Raw genomic sequence first — 20,979 nt, 5'->3', positions numbered from 1 at the left:
ACAACTGGAACAGATAGTGTTTGTTCTGGTTTTGTTTTTCCGATTCCGTTTCGAAGGATCGCCGATGCTCACGCGTAAACAACACGAACTTCTGCTCTTTATCCATGAGCGTCTTAAGGAAACCGGCATCCCTCCATCCTTCGACGAGATGAAGGATGCATTGGACCTTGCGTCCAAATCAGGGATACATCGGCTGATAACAGCGCTCGAGGAACGAGGTTTCATTCGACGGCTTGCTAACCGTGCGCGGGCGCTGGAAGTCCTGCGCCTGCCGGATTCAATTGCGCCTGGTCTCAATGCGCAAAAGAAATTTTCGCCAAGCGTGATCGAGGGCAGCCTCGGCCGCAATGTCGCCCCCCCCCGCCCGCAGCCACGCGCTTCGGATGACGACGGTGCGCCGACGATCGTCAACATACCCGTCATGGGCCGGATCGCGGCCGGTGTACCAATCTCCGCCATCCAGAATCAGACGCATATGATTGGCCTGCCGCCGGACATGATCGGCAGCGGGGAGCATTATGCGCTGGAGGTCAAGGGCGATTCCATGATCGAGGCGGGCATCTTCGACGGCGACACGGTCGTCATTCGGCGCGGCGACACCGCCAATCCCGGTGAAATCGTGGTTGCGCTTGTCGATGACGAAGAGGCAACCTTGAAGCGCTTTCGGCGCAAAGGGGCATCGATTGCTCTCGAGGCCGCCAATCCGGCCTATGAGACGCGCATATTCGGGCCGGATCGGGTGCGCGTGCAGGGCAAGCTGGTCGGTTTGATCCGCCGTTACTGACGTATCGGGTTTTCCTGATCGTCTGCCGGTGGCTTGGTCTTTGCGGCACGCCGCTGCGGTTTTTGCTCCGCAAGATTACGGGCGGTGCGGGAGAAGACCCGATAGGCGTTCCAGGGGCGCTGCGGGGAGCCTACTGCGTAGATAATGTTTGCAGACTGGAGGCGTGCCTGCAGTTGTTCTACAGCAAATGCAGCCGCATCAAGGCCGGACGGTGGATCGACCTTGTTGTCGCCGAACTTGATTTCTGCGGAACCGCGTAGCGCCAGGTCCTGCGCCGTAATTACAAGAACGTCCCCCGGCTCGCAGGTTGCTGTGGGACCGGTAAAGGCAAGGACGACGATATCGCCCTCGGCACAAGCCGTTGATTTTTTGGTCGGATCGTCCGTATAGGCGACGATCAGGCCGCCGGCTTCCCTCGCCAGGCACACGCCGTCGGCGCACTCAAATTGTCCATCGGCCGGCGATGCGCCATTCTTTGCCGGCGTGAGCACTCGAATTGCGCCGTACCCCTGCTGCCAGTTATCGAGGGTGAACCGGCTTGCCGTGGCACGGTTCACCGTCAGCGTGTCATCGGGGGCGCTCAAGGCGACGAGCCTGCCCTCTTCAGCAATCACTATATCCGGCGGACGTGCAGAGCGGAGCGGCACTATGGCCAATGCCATTACTGCAAATCCAACGAGCCGCAGCCGCGTTGTCAGCAACATGAGCAGGACCAGTCCCGCGGTCATCAAAAGCAGGCTCGTTTGCGGCATTGATCCGAAATTGCCGCTTGGCGAATGCGCGCTGACCATCTTCGCGATCGCAATGACCCATTCGATGCCGCGTTCCATGACAGCAAACGGCAGCCAATCGAGATCAAATGGCATCGCAAGAACAGCAAGCACCGCAAACGGCATCACAAAGATCGAGACAACGGGCAGCGCCAGCGCGTTGCCCACAAGCCCAAGCGGCGCTGTGTTGTTGAAATGGTAGGCGGCGAAGATCGAGCTCGCCGTCCCGGCAACCAACGAAGTCATGGCGATAGCGCCGACATGGCTTGCCGCCATCATCGGCAAACGCAGAAGCAATCCCTCGCCTTTCGTTCGGTTTGACCTGTTCTTTCGGCGCGATCTCCAGCCGTAATATGCAATGAGCGCGCCTGTCGCCGAATATGACATCTGGAAACTCGGTCCGAGAATTTCATGCGGAAGCAGCGCTATCGCGATCAAAGCGCCGATGGCGAGATTGCGCATGGAGATTGCCGCGCGATCGGCCATCATGGCAATGAGCATCACCGCCAGCATCACGAAACTGCGCTGTGCCGCTACGTCGGCGCCGGAGAGCAGGAGATAGAAACCGGAACCGGCAAGGGCGACGAATGCCGCCAGTTTTTTCATTGGATAGCGGGCTGCAAAGCCGGGAAAGAGGGCCATGCTGGCGCGAAGCGAGCCGACGATGATGCCGGCCACCAGCGCCATGTGAAATCCGGAAATCGAAAGAATATGCGAAAGCCCGCTCAGTCGCATTGCGTCATTCGTCGCCTCACTGATGCCGTCGCGCTGGCCGGTAATCAGCGAAGCCGCAATATCGCCGGGTTCCCCCTTGATGCGGGAAAGCACACGCTGCGTAAGTTGCTGGCGGATATTGGCGACCGTCTGCCAGGCTTGAGACGCAATCGCCTCATCGACCGGCGTTGCGGCCAGTTGAGGTTTGCCAAGGAAAAACCCATTTGCGCCTACGCCCTTATAGTAATTATTGAACGCAAAATCGTAATTGCCGGGCCGTACCGGACCTCGCTGCGGACGCAGGTGGACGAGGCCCTGCAGTCCCGCGCCAATTTTCATTCCTGCCGGCACGGATCGCGCCGACACGACAACCCGTTGCGGCGAATAGCGGAGTGTCGGCCGCTCGGTTGCGATAATGTCGAGGGTGACGCGCCAGCCGCCTCTTGCGTCTCTAGCCATGGCCACGACGCGTCCGGTCAAACGGGTGGTAATGTCCGACCCAAGCATTTTCGTATCTGCGCGCATGGTTTCGAGCTTGCCGGCGACCATTCCCGCGACAACGGCAACTGCAAAGTCGAGCGCCAGTCTGGTCCTCGGACGGGAATGGGCGAGCTGCATCAGCCCGACAAGCAGGGTCAGCCCAAACAAAATGGCGCTCAGTCTTGGCTCGGCCGACGCGCTGAAATAGATGATGGCGCCGATGCCGCAACACACCGGGAGAAACAGAAACAGCGTGCCGCGCTCGATCTCCTGGCTAAAAAACGTCGGCGTTGCGACGAAGGCGCGCCTTATCGCCGCCATGGCGATCGCCATGGGTCGCCTACCCGCAGAGAGTTCAGTCCCTCGCGTTAGAACGCCTGTTTCTGTGCCTGGATAGGTCGCAACGGCGTTGCCAGTGTCCTGAACACTGAAAAAGAATAGCCGCTCATCGATTTTTGATCTGGTCTGCGGCTCCTCCATTTGCCCCCAAGCACCAATACCCTTGCACCTCAGCGGTGCTATGCTACATGAACGCCAGATCAATTCGATTGGACGTTCGGCTAATAGCGCGACGCGTCCCTGGAGCTCCCATGTCGTCCCCTGTCGTTACACGTTTTGCCCCATCCCCTACCGGCTACCTCCACATTGGCGGTGCCCGCACGGCACTGTTCAACTGGCTCTATGCAAAGCATACGGGCGGCAAGATGCTGCTGCGGATCGAGGATACGGATCGCGAACGTTCGTCGGCGGCGGCGGTAACCGCCATCCTCGACGGCTTGACCTGGCTCGGCCTCGATTGGGATGGCGAGGCTGTATCCCAATACGCCCGCGCCGGTCGCCACCGCGAGGTCGCCGAGGAACTTGTTGCCAAGGGCAAAGCCTATTATTGCTACGCATCGCCGGCCGAGCTTGAAGAAATGCGCGAGAAAGCCCGCGCCGAAGGCCGGCCGCCGCGTTATGACGGACGCTGGCGCGACCGCGATCCCAAGGAAGCACCTGAGGGCATCAAGCCGGTCATTCGGGTCAAGGCGCCGCAGGAAGGCGAGACTGTCGTGCACGATCAAGTTCAGGGCGACGTGCGTTTTCCCAACAAGGATCTCGACGATTTCATCATCTTGCGCTCCGATGGCACGCCTACCTATATGCATGCTGTGGTCGTTGACGACCACGACATGGGCGTTACGCATATCATTCGCGGTGACGACCACCTGACCAACGCAGCGCGTCAGACCGTTATTTATAATGCCATGGGTTGGGATGTACCGGTTATGGGCCATATTCCACTCATTCACGGCGCGGATGGCGCCAAGCTTTCGAAGCGCCACGGTGCGCTCGGGGTTGAGGCGTATCGCGCAATGGGCTACCTGCCCGCCGCACTGCGCAATTATCTCGTCCGCCTGGGCTGGAGCCACGGCGACGACGAGATCATGTCGGACGCACAGATGATCGAGTGGTTCGAGATATCGGACATTAATCGGGGCGCCTCCCGCTTCGATTTCCAGAAGCTCGAGGCAATTAACGGCCATTATATGCGCATCACGGACGATGCCGCGTTGGTCGAGGCCATGATCGCCATCCTGCCCGAGATGGAGGGCGGCGAAGCAATTCTCGCCCGGCTCAACGATACGACCAGGCAACAGCTCGTGGCGGCCATGCCAGGCCTCAAGGAGCGTGCAAAGACGCTTGTCGAACTCGCTGACAGCGCGAAATACCTTTTCGTTGAACGTCCGCTGACGCTCGACGACAAGGCAGCGGCACTGCTGAATGACGAAGGTTTGGGCGTGCTGGCCGGCGTGTTGCCCGAGCTTGCTGCGGTCGATGACTGGACGGCGCCCGCGCTCGATACCGCAGTGCGGGTCTATGCCGAAAAAACCGGGCTCAAACTCGGCAAAGTGGCACAGCCGCTGCGTGCCGCATTGACAGGAAGAGCAACGTCTCCGGGTGTTTTTGACGTGCTTGAGGTGCTCGGAAGGGACGAATCCCTCGGCCGGATCAAGGACCAGGTAAAAGGATGAGAAGTGCGTCCTTCAGGCGCATTTTTGCATTGCAACATCGCGCCGTTTGAGTACGGTGTCGTGCCTGAGGAATTCACGATCTACGGCCTCGCTTGAGGCAAGTGCTTTTGCGCTGGATCAGCGCAAGCTGAAGCAAGAAAGGAACGGCAATGTCTGAAAACAACGTCAACATCGATCTAAATGGTCACCAGTTCTCAATGCCCGTGCGCAAGGGGACCATTGGACCGGATGTCGTGGACATTGGGACACTCTACAAGAACACGGGCGCCTTTACCTATGATCCCGGTTTCACGTCCACGGCGTCCTGCGAGTCGCAGATAACCTATATCGACGGCGATGAAGGCATCCTGCTGCACCGCGGCTATCCTATCGAGCAACTGGCCGAGCATGGCGATTTTCTAGAAGCCTGCTATCTGCTGCTTTACGGCGAACTGCCGACGAAGAGCCAGAAGGCCGATTTCGACTATCGCGTAACCCATCACACGATGGTGCACGAGCAGATGTCGCGTTTCTTCAGTGGTTTTCGCCGCGACGCGCATCCCATGGCCGTCATGGTCGGCTGCGTCGGCGCGCTGTCCGCGTTCTACCACGACTCGACCGATATTTCTGATCCGCATCAGCGCATGGTCGCCTCGATCCGCATGATCGCCAAGATCCCGACCCTCGCTGCCATGGCCTATAAGTACCACATCGGCCAGCCATTCGTTTATCCGCGCAACAACCTCGATTTCGCGACGAACTTCCTGCACATGTGCTTTGCCGTGCCCTGTGAAGACTATGTGCCAAATCCAGTGCTTGCACGCGCGATGGACCGGATCTTCATTCTTCATGCGGATCATGAGCAAAACGCGTCGACGTCGACCGTGCGTCTCGCGGGCTCTTCCGGCGCAAACCCGTTTGCGTGTATCGCAGCAGGCATCGCCTGCCTGTGGGGTCCTGCCCATGGCGGCGCCAACGAAGCCGCACTCAACATGCTCGGCGAAATCGGCTCGGTCGACCGCATTCCGGAGTTTATCGCCCGCGCCAAGGACAAGAACGATCCGTTCCGCCTGATGGGATTTGGCCACCGGGTCTACAAGAACTATGATCCGCGCGCGAAGATCATGCAGCAGACCACCAAGGAAGTCCTTGGCGAACTCGGCATCAAGGACGATCCTCTGCTCGACGTTGCCATGGAGCTCGAGAAAATCGCGCTAACGGATGAATATTTCATCGAAAAGAAGCTTTATCCGAATGTCGACTTCTATTCGGGTATCACATTGAAGGCACTCGGGTTCCCCACCACCATGTTCACCGTGCTCTTCGCTGTGGCACGTACGGTTGGCTGGATCGCCCAGTGGAAGGAAATGATCGAGGACCCGCACCAGAAGATCGGTCGTCCGCGCCAGCTCTACACCGGTGCAACACAGCGTGACTATGTAAGCGTCGAGAATCGCAAGTAATCTGCCTGCACACGTAATGAAACAAGGGGCGCCGTTTGGCGCCCTTTTTTGCTGGCCGGATTTCTAATTGCGCTTTGCCAGCTCGAGCACTTTCTGCGCTGCGATTTCACCCGACGGGCGCTCAGTCTGCATCAGGCTGGCAATCTTGTCGAAACTTTCGAGCTGGGCGCTGCGGCGATGGCCGGGAACCAGCAATTGTTCGAGCTGGCGGGCCAGAGATCCGGCCCGAACAAACACGTTGAAATATTCCGGCACGACCGGTGCATCTGCGATGATGTTCGGCAGGGCTGCGCTCCAGATGGTGATGCGCGGTGCCAGAAAGGTGCGTGCGAGCCAGTCCGGCCGGTAAGAGAGAACGGTCGGGATGCGGGCGAGCGCAAGCTCAAGCGACACGGTGCCGGACGCCGCAAGCGCGGCATCGGCGGCCGCAAAAGCATGTAGACGCTGCGCCTCGCCGACGACTATGTCCGGCTGGATTTTCCAGCCCGCTGTAAGCTCCCTGACCAGTGGCTCGATCTTCGGCAAAGTGGGCAGCGTCACCTTGATCCGATTGCCACGTTTGGCGAGAAGTTCGATGGCTTCTCCAAACGGCTCTGCGAGGCTCGTTACCTCGGACCGGCGCGATCCTGGCAAGACAACGAGATTCTTTTCGGTGCGTTCGCCAAGCTGCGCTTCGCGCGAGCGGTTCTGCCGCGCAGCTTCAAGAAGCGGCGCGTGCGAAACGAGCCGATGGCCGACATAGGTCGCAGGCGGACCGTCAAGATCCTTCAAGGCCTCCACTTCGAAAGGCAGGATTGCAAGCACATGGTCGATATAGGATCGCATCGCCTTGGCCCGTTCCGGCCGCCAGGCCCAGACCGAGGGGCTTATGTAGTTGACGATAGGGATCGAAGGGTCGGCGGCCCTCACCTTGCGCGCCACACGATGGGTGAAGTCGGGGCTGTCGATGATCACCAGGCAATCGGGTTTGGCGGCGACAATCGCATTGGCAAGTTGAGATATGCGCCGGATGAGTTGCGGCAGCTTCTTGACGATGGCACTCAAGCCTACAAGGGCGATTTCATGCTGGTCGAACAGGCTGTCGAGACCGAGCGCCGCAAGATGCTCGCCGCCAACGCCTGTCAGCGGCACGTCGCCGGGGAAGCTGCGACGCAGCGCCTCGACGAGATCGGCACCGAGCAGATCACCGGATTCTTCGCCTGTGACGATCGCGAGGCGCAGCGGTTTTTCAGCTGGCATCGGTGCGCGTCTCCTGGACAAAGGTCTCGACAAACAGGCCGGCCTCATTGGCGGCCTTTATCGTTTCCTCGTAGCCGAGGATCAACGTACGCCCGCTCTCGATGGCGATGCCCTTGAGGCCGGCCTTTGCAGCATTCTCAATGGTGCTGATGCCGATCGCCGGAAGATCCGCCCGCACCTCCTGCTGCGGCTTGGCGCATTTGACCAGCACGCCTCCCGTGCTGTGTATGCGTTTCGCCAGACGCAGCTCGGCGACGCGCTGCAGCATCGCGTCGGTGCCTTCGACCCCCTCGAGCGCAACCACGCGGCCACCCACCGCAACGGCCCCCTGGCCGATATCGAGCGCGCCGATGGCGGCAGCAGCTCGCCGAGCGGCCTGCATATTGGCGATGCTGTCCTGATCCGGCTGTTTGCGCGTAAGCGTCGATGGCTCAGGCGTTACAATATCAGGGACGATCTCATGGGCGCCCACAACCCGAAATCCATAGGATTCGATGGTTGCGATAACGGCGCGCAGCAGCCCATCGTCGCCAAGCCGGAACGCGCGCAGGAAGCGGTAGAGGGCCACAAGGTTGCCGTTGCCCGGGCGCAGAGCGTGGCGAAACTCCGGGCGGTGCCGAACGCCGCCCGCCAGTACCACGTTCGCGATGCCTTCGGCCTTCAGGATTTTGACGAGGCCGCCGAGTTCGACGATGGAAATCTCGGCGTGTTTTCCCTGATAGATCGAAGGCTCCGCCTCGCCCTTGATGGCGATCATCAACGGATCGGCGCCTTGTTTTCGTAGGCTCTCCGCCACGGCCAGAGGCAGTTGGCCATTGCCAGCGACGATGGCTGTCCTGCCTGAAATCGCGGGCGGAACTTTAGCTGTTGTCGTCACTGTCACTGATCTCGATAGCGGAATCGAGCGGCGGCGTGCAGTAAGCGCGCTTGGTATCAGTGGTGATGAAGTCGATCAGGTCCGCGACAGCCGGCGAATCCGGATAGGCAGCGCGAACGTCGTCTGCCCTCGCCCTGATAGACTTCGTGCGATCGAATAGCATGCGCACAGCGTGACGGAGCTTGTGAATCTCCGGACGGGCCATGCCAGACCGCTTCATGCCAATAATATTCAGTCCGCCAAGATAGGCATGGTTGCCGATTGCCATTCCATAGGGCACGAGATCGCTCGCCAGCGCCGCAAGCCCGCCAATGAAGGCATGGTGGCCAACGCGCACAAACTGATGAATGCCGGCGCCGCCGCCGATAATCACATTATTGCCGATGGTGACATGGCCGCCGATCATGACATTGTTGGAAAAAGTCACGTCGTCGCCGATGATGCAATCATGCGCCACATGCGCATAGGCCAGGAACATGCAGTTATCGCCGACCGTGGTTATGCCGCGGCTCCCGTCCGTGCCGCGGTGCATGGTGACGCCTTCGCGGATGACGCAGTTCTTGCCGATGACGAGGGTCGTGCGACCACCCTTATGCTTGGTGTTCTGCGGCTCGCCGCCGAGTACGGCGTTCGGATAGACCTTCGCGCCATTCCCCAGCGTCGTCGGGCCCATGATGACCACATGGCTCAGGAGTTCGACATCATCGCCGATAACGGCATCGGGACTCACATGGCAGAACGGGCCGATCGAAACCCTCTCACCAATGACTGCGCCCGGCTCGATGATCGAGGTCGGGTGAATAATGGACAAGGACATCAGGCGCCGGTCTCATCTTCATCAGGGAAACTGACCATGGCGGCGACTTCGGCTTCCGCCACCTTGAAACCGTCAACCTCGGCGATGCATCCATATTTATGGATGTTGCCCCGCTGCTTGAGCTTGGTGACGCGCAGTTTCAACTGGTCGCCCGGAACGACCGGCTTTCTGAACTTGGCATTGTCGATGGTCATGAAGAAGACCTTGCCCGGCTTGCCGCTGCCATTATGGAATAGCACGATTGCGCCGGCTGTCTGTGCCATGGCTTCGATGATCAAAACACCAGGCATGATCGGCAGTTCAGGAAAGTGTCCGGCAAAATGTGGTTCGTTGATCGACACATTCTTGATACCCGTGGCCGAAACGTCGCGATCGATATCGACGATGCGATCGATCAGCAGAAATGGATAACGATGCGGCAGGTTCGCAAGAACCTTCTGGATGTCGGCAACGCCGAGACTGTCCACCTTCACATTGTCACTCATCTGAACCGCTCTCCTTCTTGGTCCTCGTCATCGCACGAACGCTGGCGATTTCACGAAACCACTGCTTGAATGGCTGGGCGGGCGCGCCGGCCCATCTCTCGCCATCCGGAATATCATTCATCACGCCGCTCGCCGCCGCAATCTCGACGCGCGATCCAATGTTGACGTGATCAGCAATGCCGACGCTTCCTCCAAGCCTCGTCATATCGCCGAGTTCAACGCTGCCGGAAATGCCACATTGTGCGGCTATAACACAATGACGGCCGATGCGTACATTGTGGGCAATCTGCACCAGATTGTCGATTTTAGTGCCTTCGCCGATGACCGTATCCGCTAGTGCCCCCCGGTCTACCGTGGTATTCGCGCCAATCTCTACATTGTCCTGGATAATGACGCGGCCAAGCTGCGGCATCTTTTCAAGTCCTGCCCTGCCGGCGACATAACCGAAGCCATCCTGTCCGATACGCACGCCAGGATGCAGCAGCACGCGATTGCCAAGAAACGCATACTGGATGGACGAATTTGGTGCCACGTAGCAATCGCGGCCGATCTTGCAGCCATTGCCGATAACCACGTTTGCCGCAATCACCGTGCCCGACCCGATCGATACATTACTGCCGATAATCGCGCCGGGCTCGATCGTTACATTGTCTTCGATTTCAGCGGAAGGATCGACGATTGCATGCTCGGAGATACCTGTCTGGCCACTCCACAAATGCGCTGTGACGGCATTCGGGTAGAGCGCACGGCCAATCGCAGCAAAATCCTGTTGGGGATGCCGCGTCACAATGACAGCGACGTTCTTCGGGACACTGCCCTTGATCTCATCGGTGCACAGGATGCCCGCAGCCTTCAATCCCGCGAGATTGTGCGCATGTTTCTTGCTTTCGACGAAAACAAGCGCATCAGGCCCCGATTCTGTGATGGAAGCCAAACGCTTCACAAGGCGATTGGCTAATGAGCCATCCACAAGTACGCCATTGGTCAGACCAGCGATCTGACCAATAGTCACATTCTTGAGTGGCTCATAAAAGATCGGATCGGCCATCGACTAACTTTCTCCCCCGGGGAAGTTTGTCCCCCGGGAGGTCAGCAATCTATCAGAATTTGCTCGACATGCCGAAGTTGAAGTTCTGCTCCTGATCGCCGTCAACCTTCTTGACCGGGACCGCATAGTCGAAGCGCAGCGGGCCGAAGGGCGAGGCCCACATGATGCTGGCGCCAAGCGATGCGCGCCATTCGGAACCAGTGGTACCCTGCGCTTCCGGAAGGTCGTTACCATAGAGCGTTGCCGCATCCGCGAAGACCGCGCCACGGATGCCGAGGCTTTCCGGTATCACGGGCATCGGGAACTGCGCTTCCGCCGAAGCATTGAAGTAAGTCGTGCCGCCGAGGAAGCTGCCCTTCGAATCGGTAACGGTGGTATCGCGAGGACCGATACCGGCATATTTGAAGCCGCGGATCATTTCCGAATTGTTCTTGAACAAGTCGAACACGCGCAGATCTTCGTCGCCGAAGCCGGCAATATAGCCAGCACCGACACCGAGGAGGCCGACAATGTCCATTTCATCCGACAAGGTCTTGTAGTACTGGCCCTTGAAGGTCGACTTCAGGAAGTTCGCGTCGCCGCCGAGACCTGCATATTCCTGATTGAACTTCGCATAGATACCGTCATGCGGGTTCTTGGTGTCGTCAATGGTGTTGTAGGTCAGAGACCAGCTTACGGACGACTTGATCCACGGGCTCTCTTCAGCCGCATCGATGAACGCCTGCGAGATTTCGGTCGGATCCGGGATGTTCGTACCCGGGATCATCGCTTCGTCGTCGATCGTGTATTCTTCGCGCGACAGGTTATAGGCAACGCCTGCAACCAGTGCCTCCGAGATCGGCAGTCCAAAACGGATCGTGCCACCGGTGACATCGGTTTCATACTTGTCGCTGACGCCGGACTGACGCTTGTAGATATCGAAACCCGCTGCAATGCGCTGACCGAGGAAGTAGGGTTCGGTGAATGACAGCGAGTAGGAACGGTTGTTGTCGAGACCGGCACCGGCTGCAATGCGGATATACTGGCCGCGGCCAAGGAAGTTGCGCTCGGTGATCGAGCCTTCCACCGTCGGGCCAGGATTTTCGCCACCGGTCGTATAACCACCACCGATCGAGAATTCACCGGTCGATTTCTCAACGACGTCCACAACAAGTATGACCTGATCCGGCTGCGAACCGGGAGCGGTCGAAATGTTGACGGTGGTGAAGAAATCAAGGGCTTCGAGCCGGCGCTTGGCGCGCTGGATGAGAACCTGATTGAAGGCATCGCCTTCACTGACATCGAATTCGCGGCGAATGACGAAGTCACGCGTCTTTTCGTTGCCGCGGATTTCGATGCGCTCGACATAGGCGCGCGGGCCCTGATCGATGGCGTAGGTAACCGAAATCGTATGATTCTCGAAGTTGCGGTCGCCGCGCGGCTCAACCTTGGCGAAGGCATAGCCCTGACCGGCAACGCGCTCCGAAACCTTGATGATCGAATCTTCGACGTCCTTGGCGCTATAGGTATCGCCTTCGCGCGTCTTTACGAGACCATTGAGCTGCGAGGTATCGACACCTTCAACCGAGCTTTCGATCTGGATCGGGCCGAACGTGTACTTCTCACCCTCTTCAACCGTGATGGTGATAGTATAATCGTTCGTCGCCGGATCAAGATCGGCAGTCGAGGACACGACGCGGAAATCCGCATAGCCGCGGTTGTAGTAGAACCGGCGCAGCGCTTCTTCGTCAGCGCGCAGGCGGTCTTCACTATAGACGTCGTTGCGGGTCAGCCAGGACAGCGGATTGGAACGCTTGGTCGAGATCACGTCGCTGAGGCGACGGTCGCCGAATGCCTGGTTGCCGACAAAATTGATTGCAGTGATCTTGGTGCGATCGCCTTCGTTGATCTCGAAAACGACGTTAACGCGGCCTTCGCCGAGATCCATCGTGCGGGCATTGACGGTCGCGTCGCTGCGGCCGACATTGCGATAGGCAGCGCGGACGGCTTCCACATCAGCATCAAGCGTTGCCTGATCGAACGAAGCGCGCGGCTTCAACTGAACGGCATTCTGCAGCTGCGGGTCTTTGATCTTCTTGTTGCCCTGGAAAATCACCTGGTTGACAACCTGATGCTCGGACACTTGCACGATAAGCGCGCCGCCTGCCTGGCTGATGCGCACATCGCTGAACAGGCCGGTCGCAAACAGACGCTTGGTGGCCTCATCGATATCAGCGTTGGTGAAAGGCTTGCCTGGGGTAATGCCGAGATTGTCGCGCACCGTCTGGGCGTCGACACGAGCATTACCACGCACTTCAATGCGGCTAACTGTTGCTGCCTGCGCGACTGTTACGCCTGCAACCGTGGTCACGATTGCACCAGAACTTACCAGCGCCGCTGATATGGCGAGCGCCGACGCTGCACCAACAAATCTTGAACTTGCCGCCATAGGCCTTATGAACCTTCGTTTTCTCGTTGTCCCCGGGCGAGATCCCGGACTAAGCACTTACTCGCACACCGTCATAACCGGTTTTTACATACACGCAAGGCTTACGGTTAAAATCTGTTTACTTCACGCGAAAGCGTGGCATCCCTGCCACGCCAATAAGGGCTTATAGTAAACAGATCATGTCCATTTGCCAGCCCAAGCCTCTAATTTTCATCAATGTTTAATCTTTGTCACCGGCAGGCGAAGAGATCGTTGAAGATGACGAATCCCATGAAACCAAGCACAAGAAAGAAGCCAAAGCGGAAGAACAGCTCCTGAACTGCCGGTTTCACGGGCCTGCCGATGACTGCCTCGGCGGCGTAGAAGACAAGATGCCCGCCATCGAGCGGCGGCAACGGGAAAAGATTGAGGAGGCCAATTCCGATCGACAGCATCGCTGTCAGCTGTATAAGCCAGTCCACTCCCTGGCTTGCCGCCTGCCCCGCCATTGTTGCGATCTTCACAGGGCCACCGAGCTGGCATTTATCCTCGCGTCCGGCGAAGAATCGGCCGAAGAACTGCCCGGTGCGGGCCATGATGAAGCCGCTTTCCCGCACGGCCTGCACGACTGATTCGACCGGGCCGTACTCAATGCGCCGGAAGTTGCCGAGTTCCTGGTTGTTGACGACGCCGATCACTGCGATTTTGACAGTGTTCCCAAGCGGGTCCTTTTGTTCAGTCAATTCGGGCGTCGCCGTCAGCTTTACATCCTGTCCGTTGCGTTCGACGACGAAATCAAGCGAATCGCCGCCGCGCGAGGAAACGATGCGCTGAACATCGGCAAAGGTTTCAACCTTGTCGCCATCGACGCTGACAAACCGGTCGCCAGGCTGAAATCCTGCAATGGCTGCCGGACCTCCCGGTCGCACTTCCGCAACCATCGGATCGGCTACCATCTTGCCGTAGAGGGCAAAAAAGACGGAGAAAATCGCAATGGTGAGCAGGATATTGAACGCGGGTCCGGCAAAGACGGTCGCAGCACGCTTCCATACGGGCTGCGTATGGAAGGAAACGGCGCGCTCCTCGGCGCTCATCGCAGCGGCAGGCGCCGCGAGCGAACTCGTTACCCCTTCGTCGCCGGCGAATTTGACATAACCGCCAAGGGGAATGGCGCAGAGTTTCCAGCGCGTTCCCTTGCGGTCGTTGAATCCGATGAGCTCCGGTCCGAAGCCGACAGAGAAAGCCTTGACGCCGATTCCGCACCAACGACCGACCAGATAGTGCCCCATTTCATGGACGAAGACGACGACCGTCAAAACTATCAGGAATGGCAGGATGGTGCCGATCAGTACGCTTTGTGTGCCAAAAAGGGTGTGCAGCATGTCCGTCTATGTATCCTCCGGGCTGCAACACATTGGCACGGCCCGTATCGGGCCTCAAAGCTCAGCCGTCTAGAAAAGTATGTCGTATGGCGTTTCCGGCGACACCAGAACTGCCCCGATGACGTATAGTAATGCTGCCGCAGCGACAAGCCCGTCGACCCGGTCCATCACGCCACCGTGACCAGGTATGAGGCGGCTCGAATCCTTGACGCCGAACTTTCGCTTCATCCACGATTCCCCAAGATCGCCTATCTGGGCGACCACGGACAGGAGCAGTGCGATGAGCGGAATTGGCACGCCGCCGGCAGGACCGATGAATGCCGCGCAGGCAACGCCGGCGGCGACACCGGCAGCCGCACCACCAATGGCACCCGCCCAAGTCTTGTTCGGTGAAAACCGCGGGGCAAGTTTGGGGCCGCCGAGCGCCTTCCCGTTGAAATAGGCAAATATGTCGGTCGCCCAGACCACCGCGAACAGGAAAAGAATGGCGGCAAAGCCATCGCCCGTATCGCCGCGCAGCAAGGTAAGCGCGATGCAAGGCAGCCCCGCATAGAGGAGACCCGCCGCCGGCCAGTAGCCGGTCTCCCGTCGACCGACAGCGGCGATGATGAAGGCACCGCCGAACAGGATGACCATCATCACGAACGTATCCCGTGCAAAAAGCAGCACGACCACGAGCAGCAGGAGGCCACCCCATGCCAGCCCCCGCGTCAAAGGAGTCGATCGGTTCGCAATGATGAGCTGCCATTCATAGAAGACGCTGATGCCGATTGCCGAGGCCAGGAGACCGAAGGCGAATCCGCCCATCCAGGTCATCGCCACGGCGATGATAATCAGGACAATCGCGCTAATGATGCGTTTTTGCAGGTTGGAAAGGCCGCTTCCGAAGAAGGTCACAGAGCGATGTCCTGGGCTGTCACGCCGCCAAAGCGCCGTTCGCGCATCTGGAATGTCTCAATCGCCTCGGCGAGATTCGACGGGCGGAAATCCGGCCAATAGCAGGGAAGGAAGACGAACTCGGAATAGGCGGCCTGCCAGAGCAGAAAATTCGAAAGGCGCATTTCGCCGCTCGTGCGGATAATCACGTCGGGATCCGGGATGCCGGCCGTATCCAGGCGCGCTGTGATCGCCTCCGGCGTTACCGCATCCGCGGCAAGAACCCCGGCAGAGACGTCGGCTACCAACCGTTGAACCGCACGGGCAATCTCGTTGCGCGAGCCATAATTGAAGGCGATGACGAGCGTGAGACCGGTATTTGCGTCCGTCAGCGTCTCGGCTTCGGTCAGGAGCGCGCGAATGTCTTTCCCCAGCCCTTCGCGTTCACCAATGATACGCACCCGGACGTTCTCACGGTGCAGATCGGCCAGATCGCGCCTAATGAAGAGCTTGAGCAAGCCCATCAGGTCGGAAACCTCGGAACGCGGCCGCGACCAGTTTTCCGACGAGAAGGCAAACAGCGTCATGAACGGGATGCCCATCTTGCCGGCAGCCCGGATGGTTTCACGCAGCGTCTCGACGCCAGCCTTGTGGCCTGCCGTACGGGGCAGACCCCTCGCCTTTGCCCAACGGCCATTTCCATCCATGATGATGGCAATGTGGCGTGGGATGGACATAGGCATTGACCTCCAGTTAGCGGATCGAGCACATCTCTTGCGAGATATTAGACCTGCATGATTTCCGCTTCTTTGGCTGCAACGACCTTATCCATTTCGGCAATGGTCTCATCGGTCAGCTTCTGGACTTTTTCGGACAGGACGCGATTGTCGTCCTGGCTGATCGCGCCATCCTTTTCGAGCTTCTTCAACTCGTCCATGCCGTCGCGGCGGACGTGGCGCGCCGCAACCTTGGAATGCTCGACATACTGATGGGCGATCTTGACCAGTTCCTTGCGGCGCTGCTCGTTGAGCTCCGGCAGTGGAATACGAAGATTGTTGCCGTCGGTAATCGGATTGAGGCCGAGCCCTGCATCGCGAATTGCGCGCTCCACCTTGCCGACCATGGATTTGTCCCACACCGACACCGACAACATGCGCGATTCCGGCACCGTAATGTTGGCAACCTGATTCAGCGGCATCATCGAGCCATAGGCATCGACGGTGATCGGTTCGAGAAGACTTGCGGAGGCACGACCGGTGCGCAGACCGTTAAGATCATGCCTCAATGCCTGGATGGCTCCGTCCATGCGACGTTTCAGGTCATTTAGATCGAGTGCGTCACTCATAGTCACTGCTCCTTATTCTCGGCGAAAGGCCCGGCAGATACGATCAACTAGTCCGATACGACGGTTGCGCGTCCTTTACCCTGCAGGATTTCCGCAAATCCACCCTTCTCGTGGATTGAATAGACGATTATTGGGATATTGTTCTCGCGTGCAAGAGCAACAGCAGTGGTATCCATCACTGCAAGGCCGCGATCAAGCACATCTTTGTGGGTAAGGTGGTCAAACCGAACCGCGTGCGGATCCTTCTTGGGATCGGCGGAGTAAATTCCATCGACCTGGGTGCCCTTGAACAAGGCGTCGGCACCGATTTCCGCTGCACGGAGCGCCGCGGCCGAATCCGTGGTGAAAAAGGGATTGCCCGTGCCGCCGGCAAAAATCACGACTTTCCCCATGTCCATATAGGCCGTGGCCTGACGTTGGGAAAAGGTCTCGCAGAGTTCTGGCATTGCTACAGCCGATAGAACGACGGTATCGATCCCAAGCTTCGCCAGGGACGTGCGCAATGCGAGCGAGTTGATGACGGTTGCCAGCATGCCCATGTGGTCGCCAGTAACGCGGTCGCCTCCCTTTGAGGCAACAGCCACGCCGCGGAAGATATTGCCGCCGCCGATGACGACGCCGACCTGCACGCCGAGTGCGCGCGCTTCGGCAATGTCGCTGGCAATGCGATCGGCCACTGCCACATCAATTCCAAACCCCTGGTCGCCCATCAGAGCTTCCCCGGAGGCCTTCAGCAGAACGCGTTTGTAGACAGCCGTGCCAGCCATGGGACCTCCTTGGAGTTGTTGCAAGTTTTTAGCAGAGTTCGGATACACGAAGGGCATCGCGTTGTCACGCGATGCCCTTTGAATTCAGTTGCGTAAGATTACTTCTTCACAGCTGCGGCGACTTCTGCTGCGAAGTCGCTTTCTTCCTTCTCAATGCCTTCGCCAAGAGCGAAACGGACAAAGGCCGTGATCTTGGCCGGAGCGCCGATCGACTTCTCGGCTTCCTTGAGCGCCGCCTCGACCGTCAGGTCGGGATTGATGACGAAAGCCTGCGAGAGAAGCACGACTTCCTCGTAGAACTTGCGCATACGGCCGTCGACCATCTTCTCGACGATGTTTTCCGGCTTGCCCGACTGGCGGGCCTGATCGGCGAAGATCGCCTTTTCGCGTTCGACGGCGACCGGGTCGACTTCCGATGCGGTCAGGGCGAGCGGGTTGGTGGCGGCAACATGCATGGCGACCTGGCGGCCGAATGCCTGTGCTGCTTCCGCATTGCCGGCCGTCTCGATGGCAACGAGAACGCCGAGCTTACCGAGGCCGTCGGAGACGGCGTTGTGAATATACGTCGCGACGACGCCCTGGCTGACGCTCAGAGCAGCGGAACGGCGGAACGAAAGGTTTTCACCGATCGTGCCGACGGCGTCCTTGATCGAGTCGACGACCGACTTGCCGGTCGAGGGATAGGTCGCGGCGCCAACTGCGGCGGTCGTACCGTCGGTCGTCAGCGCTACGTTTGCGACGTTGCGGACGATATCCTGGAAAGCGTCGTTGCGGGCAACGAAATCGGTCTCCGAGTTGACTTCGACGACAACCGACTTGGCGCCGTTGGAAGCCACGCCAACGAGGCCTTCGGCGGCCGTGCGGCCGGCCTTCTTGTCGGCCTTGGAGATGCCCTTCTTGCGCAGCCAGTCAACGGCAGCTTCCATGTCGCCATTGGTTTCGGCAAGGGCTGCCTTGCAGTCCATCATGCCGGCGCCGGTGAGTTCGCGAAGTTCTTTTACCTGTGATGCAGAAATGCTCATTAGATCGCCTCTTCTCAAAGCGAAGGCACACTGGTGAAACCAGCATGCCAACTTTGCGGCGCGTCATGCGCCAATCGAATCATTTTTAATCACCCGATAAGACGGGTGTATGAAGCCTCAAGCGGAGGCTTCACCTTCCTGTACAGGAGCGGCCTCAAGAGCCGGTTCGGCCGGAGCCTCTTCCTGGGCGCCAAGATCGACACCGAGGGAACCCTGCTGACGGGCGATACCGTCGAGCGCTGCCTTGGCGATCAGGTCGCAGTAAAGCGAGATCGCGCGGGATGCGTCGTCATTGCCCGGGATCGGGAAGTCGATCTGGTCCGGATCGCAATTGGAATCGATCACGGCAACGACCGGAATACCAAGACGCTTGGCTTCCTGGATCGCGATGGCTTCCTTGTTGGTATCGATGATGAAGATGAGGTCCGGGGTCGAACCCATGTTCTTGATACCGCCGAGGGCGCGGTTGAGCTTCTCGCGCTCGCGATCGAGGTTCAGGCGCTCCTTCTTGGTGAAGCCCTGGGCGTCGCCGGCGAGAAGTTCGTCGAGCTTGCGCAGACGCTGGATCGAGTTCGAGATCGTCTTCCAGTTGGTCATCATGCCGCCGAGCCAGCGTGCGTTGACGTAATACTGGGCCGAGCGGGTCGCGGCATCGGCAATGATGTCCGAAGCCTGACGCTTGGTGCCGACGAAGAGAACGCGGCCGCCACGGGCTACCGTGTCGGAAACCTTCTTCAGGGCCGTATGCAGCAGCGGAACGGTCTGGGCGAGATCGAGAATGTGAATATTATTGCGGTCACCATAAATGTATGGTGCCATTTTCGGGTTCCAGCGATGTGTCTGGTGGCCGAAGTGAACGCCAGCTTCAAGGAGCTGACGCATGCTGAAATCAGGCAATGCCATCTTTATTTTCCTTTTCCGGTTTAACCTCCACAGGAAAGAGGCGGGAGACCCGCCACCGGAGGCCATATCGGATTTCTCCCGATATCAACCCAAATCCCGTGTGTGGAATGCTGCGGCTGTTAGTCGATAATTGCGGCAAGCGCAAGTGTGTCGGCGATAAAAGCCGCCGCATCAGACGATCTTATGCGGCAAGCAGGACTATTTCTTGCACTTTGGCGTGTCGAAAAGCTGCAGATTGACAAGCTTTCCGGTCATGGAGAAATCGCCGTAATCCATTTTCAGATCACGGGTTACGCCGTTCCGGTACATCTTGAAGTTGATACGGTAGCTCGGCAGGCCTTCAGCCTTTTCACTTTCGTCGAAATAGGCGATCGAGACCGGCCAGGTGTTTTCCTTGGCAAGGGGGCCCATGTGCTTGGTCTCGTCCTCGCCATCGGAGAGCGAGGATTTGCCGATCACGACCGTCGTTGCCATGACCTTGTTGGCATCCTCGGAACCGTCGAAGAGCTTCGTCTGGTAGAACACTTCACCGGCAAGCGCCTTTTCGATCAGTTCCTGCATGTGCCGGGTCGGGAACTGCGATAATTCCAGATCCTGCTTGAGCGCCTCGGGTTTGGTCAGCGAAATTTCCGTCTTGTCCTTCAGGAGGGCAGCGTTGCCGCGCACCTCCTTGGTGAGGCTCTGATCGACGAATGTCTTGTTGACGAAGCGAAACTTGCCGCCGTCGCCGGATTCATAGGTGGTAGTCTGCTGGTCGGTGACGCGTTGCGGCTGCTCTTCCATGTCGACGCGGGTCACAAAACGAAAGTTCGTGGTATAGCCCTCGCAATCCGAACCGTTGAACTCATAGACCATACGGCCAGTCAGTCCGGTAATGCCGCTGCTATCCTGGGCACTGTCGAGTTTCAGGTCATAGATGGCGCGATGCGGAACAAGGGTCGCCGTTCCGGCAGCCATAGCCATGGTTGAGGGGGTCAGACCAAGGGCACCGAGGCTGAAAACGAGAGCGGACAAGACGCGCATAGACAAGATTCTCCATATTAGAACGCGCATATTAAAAAAACTCTTGGCGGAAGCGAGGCAAAAATCGCACCTTGCGTCACATTCATTACGATTCCGCTTGATAAGGATGAAGATATCATGACCAGCACCATCGAATCCCGCCTGAAGGAACTCGGCATAGAATTGCCGGTCGCCGCGGCGCCCGCTGCAAACTACGTGCCCTTCGCACAGACAGGAAAACTGCTGCTGACCTCCGGACAATTGCCGCTCTCGGGTGGCAAACTCATCCACACCGGCCTTCTTGGCGCGCAGCTCGCCGTCGCCGACGGCCAGGAAGCCGCAAGGGCTTGCGCCATCAATATTCTCGCGCAGGCCAAAGCCGCGCTGGGTGATCTCGATAAGATCGCGCGCATCGTGAAAATCACCGTGTTCGTGGCTTCGACGCCGAATTTCACCGAACAGCACCTTGTCGCCAACGGCGCCTCGGATCTGCTGGTTGCCGTCCTTGGCGATGCAGGCCGCCATGCCCGCTCGGCGGTGGGGACAGCAGCCCTGCCCCTGAACGCGCCCGTCGAAGTCGAAGCCATCATCGAGGTCCGCTGAT

General features: G+C 58.8%; 19 protein-coding genes. 4 read left to right on the top strand and 15 right to left on the bottom strand.

Going from position 1 to position 20,979, the window contains the following annotated elements; all coding sequences use genetic code 11:
- Window positions 1–64 precede the first annotated feature (64 nt).
- Entirely contained in the window at window positions 65–784 is a 720-nt protein-coding gene (gene lexA, locus BM074_RS13850) for a transcriptional repressor LexA (RefSeq protein WP_091923015.1), read from the top strand.
- Here lexA and BM074_RS13845 read toward each other — a convergent pair.
- Complete coding sequence (locus BM074_RS13845) at window positions 778–3,081, bottom strand: ComEC/Rec2 family competence protein (protein WP_175499018.1); 2,304 nt, start codon at window positions 3,079–3,081, stop codon at window positions 778–780. The genes lexA and BM074_RS13845 overlap by 7 nt on opposite strands.
- Before the next feature lie 257 nt (window positions 3,082–3,338).
- Here BM074_RS13845 and gltX point away from each other — a divergent pair, with 257 nt between their 5' ends.
- Together gltX and gltA are read left to right on the top strand one after the other, a co-directional pair.
- Entirely contained in the window at window positions 3,339–4,763 is a 1,425-nt protein-coding gene (gene gltX / locus BM074_RS13840; protein ID WP_091922715.1) for a glutamate--tRNA ligase, read from the top strand.
- 149 nt (window positions 4,764–4,912) lie between these two features.
- On the top strand, window positions 4,913–6,205 hold the full coding sequence (gene gltA, locus BM074_RS13835; RefSeq protein ID WP_027232616.1) for a citrate synthase: 1,293 nt from the start codon (window positions 4,913–4,915) through the stop codon (window positions 6,203–6,205).
- 63 nt (window positions 6,206–6,268) lie between these two features.
- Here the strand turns inward: gltA and lpxB are convergent, their stop codons facing one another.
- The 14 genes from lpxB to BM074_RS13765 all read right to left on the bottom strand — a co-directional run bounded on the left by lpxB (window position 6,269) and on the right by BM074_RS13765 (window position 20,336).
- Window positions 6,269–7,444, bottom strand: a complete 1,176-nt coding sequence (gene lpxB / locus BM074_RS13830; RefSeq protein WP_091922713.1) for a lipid-A-disaccharide synthase — start codon at window positions 7,442–7,444, stop codon at window positions 6,269–6,271.
- The gene (lpxI, locus tag BM074_RS13825) at window positions 7,434–8,321 is read right to left on the bottom strand and encodes an LpxI family protein (protein ID WP_244532856.1); all 888 of its coding nucleotides are present in this window, start codon (window positions 8,319–8,321) and stop codon (window positions 7,434–7,436) included. The genes lpxB and lpxI overlap by 11 nt, the downstream gene beginning before the upstream one ends.
- The gene (lpxA, locus tag BM074_RS13820) at window positions 8,305–9,138 is read right to left on the bottom strand and encodes an acyl-ACP--UDP-N-acetylglucosamine O-acyltransferase (RefSeq protein ID WP_091922710.1); all 834 of its coding nucleotides are present in this window, start codon (window positions 9,136–9,138) and stop codon (window positions 8,305–8,307) included. The genes lpxI and lpxA overlap by 17 nt, the downstream gene beginning before the upstream one ends.
- Window positions 9,138–9,623 (bottom strand): 3-hydroxyacyl-ACP dehydratase FabZ, encoded by a 486-nt coding sequence (gene fabZ, locus BM074_RS13815; RefSeq protein ID WP_027232612.1) that lies wholly within the window; start codon window positions 9,621–9,623, stop codon window positions 9,138–9,140. The genes lpxA and fabZ overlap by 1 nt, the downstream gene beginning before the upstream one ends.
- A complete protein-coding gene (gene lpxD, locus BM074_RS13810; RefSeq protein ID WP_027232611.1) occupies window positions 9,616–10,671 on the bottom strand; it encodes a UDP-3-O-(3-hydroxymyristoyl)glucosamine N-acyltransferase in 1,056 nt (351 codons plus the stop codon). Before lpxD ends, fabZ begins: the two co-directional genes overlap by 8 nt.
- Before the next feature lie 52 nt (window positions 10,672–10,723).
- The gene (gene bamA / locus BM074_RS13805) at window positions 10,724–13,099 is read right to left on the bottom strand and encodes an outer membrane protein assembly factor BamA (protein WP_027232610.1); all 2,376 of its coding nucleotides are present in this window, start codon (window positions 13,097–13,099) and stop codon (window positions 10,724–10,726) included.
- A 230-nt stretch (window positions 13,100–13,329) separates the two neighbouring features.
- Complete coding sequence (gene rseP, locus BM074_RS13800) at window positions 13,330–14,460, bottom strand: RIP metalloprotease RseP (protein WP_091922708.1); 1,131 nt, start codon at window positions 14,458–14,460, stop codon at window positions 13,330–13,332.
- Between the two features lie 69 nt (window positions 14,461–14,529).
- Window positions 14,530–15,357 (bottom strand): phosphatidate cytidylyltransferase, encoded by an 828-nt coding sequence (locus BM074_RS13795; protein ID WP_027232608.1) that lies wholly within the window; start codon window positions 15,355–15,357, stop codon window positions 14,530–14,532.
- On the bottom strand, window positions 15,354–16,079 hold the full coding sequence (locus BM074_RS13790) for an isoprenyl transferase (RefSeq protein WP_081815939.1): 726 nt from the start codon (window positions 16,077–16,079) through the stop codon (window positions 15,354–15,356). Before BM074_RS13790 ends, BM074_RS13795 begins: the two co-directional genes overlap by 4 nt.
- 41 nt (window positions 16,080–16,120) lie before the next feature.
- Complete coding sequence (gene frr / locus BM074_RS13785; protein WP_027232606.1) at window positions 16,121–16,681, bottom strand: ribosome recycling factor; 561 nt, start codon at window positions 16,679–16,681, stop codon at window positions 16,121–16,123.
- Between the two features lie 47 nt (window positions 16,682–16,728).
- On the bottom strand, window positions 16,729–17,448 hold the full coding sequence (gene pyrH, locus BM074_RS13780) for a UMP kinase (RefSeq protein WP_091922706.1): 720 nt from the start codon (window positions 17,446–17,448) through the stop codon (window positions 16,729–16,731).
- A 98-nt stretch (window positions 17,449–17,546) separates the two neighbouring features.
- Window positions 17,547–18,470, bottom strand: coding sequence for a translation elongation factor Ts (gene tsf / locus BM074_RS13775; protein ID WP_091922704.1), 924 nt, complete (start codon window positions 18,468–18,470; stop codon window positions 17,547–17,549).
- A 117-nt stretch (window positions 18,471–18,587) separates the two neighbouring features.
- A complete protein-coding gene (gene rpsB / locus BM074_RS13770; protein WP_027232603.1) occupies window positions 18,588–19,373 on the bottom strand; it encodes a 30S ribosomal protein S2 in 786 nt (261 codons plus the stop codon).
- Between the two features lie 198 nt (window positions 19,374–19,571).
- Window positions 19,572–20,336, bottom strand: a complete 765-nt coding sequence (locus BM074_RS13765) for a cell envelope integrity EipB family protein (protein ID WP_228019469.1) — start codon at window positions 20,334–20,336, stop codon at window positions 19,572–19,574.
- 177 nt (window positions 20,337–20,513) lie between these two features.
- Between BM074_RS13765 and BM074_RS13760 the strand changes: the two genes are divergently transcribed.
- Complete coding sequence (locus BM074_RS13760; RefSeq protein ID WP_027232601.1) at window positions 20,514–20,978, top strand: RidA family protein; 465 nt, start codon at window positions 20,514–20,516, stop codon at window positions 20,976–20,978.
- Window position 20,979: the final 1 nt, after the last annotated feature.

It is taken from the genome of Phyllobacterium sp. CL33Tsu (assembly GCF_900113985.1).
Classification (GTDB): domain Bacteria; phylum Pseudomonadota; class Alphaproteobacteria; order Rhizobiales; family Rhizobiaceae; genus Phyllobacterium; species Phyllobacterium pellucidum.
This window is presented reverse-complemented; position numbering and strand designations above follow the sequence as displayed.